The sequence below is a fragment of the Mesorhizobium sp. M7A.F.Ca.US.014.04.1.1 genome (genome assembly GCF_003998745.1).
GTDB classification, from domain to species: Bacteria; Pseudomonadota; Alphaproteobacteria; order Rhizobiales; family Rhizobiaceae; genus Mesorhizobium; species Mesorhizobium ciceri.
In genome coordinates this window covers 1-1,975 of the sequence record NZ_RZRW01000812.1, presented here as the reverse complement: position 1 = coordinate 1,975, position 1,975 = coordinate 1, and the positions used below count along the sequence as shown (strand labels likewise).

Genomic DNA, 1,975 nt, shown 5'->3' with positions numbered 1-1,975 from the left:
GAAGTACCTGCTCAAAGCCCGCTCGGTTTGGGCGCGAGCGTTCAGTTCTCAATCGCACCAGTCGGCGGGCTCGCCTTCCGCGTTTCATACAATCGGGCGAGTGTGCGTTCATCGAAGCTCGCCGTCACCGCCACTGTCTCTTCACCGCCTATGATCTTCGGCAACCCCAGCGGCGTCACCCTGAAATGCAGTTGGACCAGGCGCAGCAGCCAGAGAGGGTTCATCTCGATGATGATCGTATCGATGCTTCTGTCCAGGCCCCACTCGACGATGCCTGACAAAAGCGCATTCGCCACCGGGCTCAGCATTCTTCCCCGTTCTCGGTACTGCGGCTCGACGCAGTAGCGCGTCCATTCCCAGATGTTTTCGCCCACTGGGCGTTGGCCTTCGCAAAGCTCCGACAGGACCTCCGAGAGCAAGTGGGGGCGGGTCGAAGGCAGCATGCGCTGGTAGCCGACAACGCGCTCCTCAGCCGTAAAGAGCATGTGGACTGCGTGCTCATTGTCGAACCGGTCGATTTCACGACCATCTGCGCGTCGCAGATCCGTCCAGCCCTTTTCTTCGACAAAGACCTTGTGGCGAAGGCGGAACGCCTGTTCCAGCTCCGCCTGATATTCTTCTGAATTCTGCGATGTAACCACAAGAAGCATCTCGGTTATCCTCCAGTTTGGAGGTCAACCAATGGTCGCTTCCTGTAGAAGGCGGCATCACGCGATTGCGTGAGCTAGGCGATCAGACCGTGACGAAAGGCTTCCGCGACAGCATGCACTGTGCTTGCTACTCCGAGCCTCTCGCGCGCCGCCCGCAGGTGAGTGTCTGCCGTGTTGCGACTGACAGCGAGACGGTCAGCGATCTCATCGACAGTCAAGCCTTCCGCTGCCCAGCGCAGAACGTCCCTTTGTCTCGGAGATAAACGTGCCGGCCGGATATTGCGTTTTGCATCAGTGATAACAGCCGCGCAGCCGAAAGCGTAAGCTGCAACCAACTGAAAGGCGAGACGGTCGTGGGGATCCGGATCCAGCTTTTCTCCCGCGACGGAAAACCCGACCGGCTGCCCATCCAATGTGGCAAACGGGACTGTCAAACCCTCGCATAATCTGAAGTCGGTTGCCTCGTCCATGATCCGGCGGCCGAAAGGACAGACCTTGCATAGGTTATCGATCTCGCTCCAGAGGAAGGGCGTGCTGCCCCGGTTCACAAGTTGAATCGTTGGATCGCGATATAGGTAGCCCTTTGAAAAATATCGCTCGGACCATTGTTCTGGCCAGGCATGCAGAATGACATGCGAAGCTTGATCATGTTTCAGGGCTTGGGGTGGGGGAATTAGTCCTGCCAGAAGATTGGTCGCGCCAATGCGTCCGGCGTAACCAAGGATGTGTCGGCATATTTCCTGTTGAGATGAGCTCTTACCGACATTGTTCAGAAGCTCGTACGTGTCGTCGATGCGTTTAAACCATGCCATATGTACTCCTGCGTCCAGTACTAGGCCGGGACGCGCGCTGCGCCCGTATATCTGGTCATCTATCCGTGGTCTGCTCGCCAGCGTCCTTATCCCTGTTTCGGCCAGGTTTGGCCTGCGCCTCCAGTCCCAGGATCAGGGTTTCGATCAGGAAGTCGTAACCATCCTCGAGCGGGGCGACGTTCCCGCTTTTCCAGCGCATCACGAACGACCGGTTGTACATTTGCGGCAGGTATCGCGTAACCAACGGAAACCGCGCTGGGTCAAGCGCATCAAGGCCTGCGTTGAATGTTTCGACCCATTCCGAGTCTTCGGTAGCGCCGTCTGCGGCGAGTTCCATCGTGATATAGCCTTCCAGGGCGCCAACCACTGAATTGAAGGCATTGATCAAAGCCTGATCCTCGAATCCGGCTTGGGTGAGCGCAGTCAGAATGATCTCGACCCAAGGTGCATTCGGCGCGCCGTTGGAGCGGATATGCGGACCGAGCAGGGGGGCGGCCCTGGGGTGCTCGTGGA

Annotated in this window: 2 protein-coding genes and 1 pseudogene; all 3 read right to left on the bottom strand. The window is 58.1% G+C overall.

The window, feature by feature from the left end:
• Positions 1 to 41: 41 nt before the first annotated feature.
• Positions 42 to 650 (bottom strand): acyl-homoserine-lactone synthase, encoded by a 609-nt coding sequence (locus tag EOA22_RS31805; protein ID WP_063170705.1) that lies wholly within the window; start codon positions 648 to 650, stop codon positions 42 to 44.
• A gap of 74 nt (positions 651 to 724) precedes the next feature.
• Positions 725 to 1,462 carry a LuxR family transcriptional regulator gene (locus EOA22_RS31800; RefSeq protein WP_063170704.1) on the bottom strand — a complete coding sequence of 246 codons (738 nt, stop codon included), beginning with the start codon at positions 1,460 to 1,462 and terminating at the stop codon, positions 725 to 727.
• Positions 1,463 to 1,517: 55 nt separating this feature from the next.
• Positions 1,518 to 1,975 (bottom strand): annotated as a pseudogene (locus tag EOA22_RS31795) (TetR/AcrR family transcriptional regulator C-terminal domain-containing protein); the annotation flags it as partial.

Excerpts from the sequence above, each read along its gene's own strand:
- EOA22_RS31805 (WP_063170705.1), bottom strand. The coding sequence starts at position 650 with ATGCTTCTTGTGGTTACATCGCAGAATTCAGAAGAATATCAGGCGGAG.
- EOA22_RS31800 (WP_063170704.1), bottom strand. The coding sequence starts at position 1,462 with ATGGCATGGTTTAAACGCATCGACGACACGTACGAGCTTCTGAACAAT.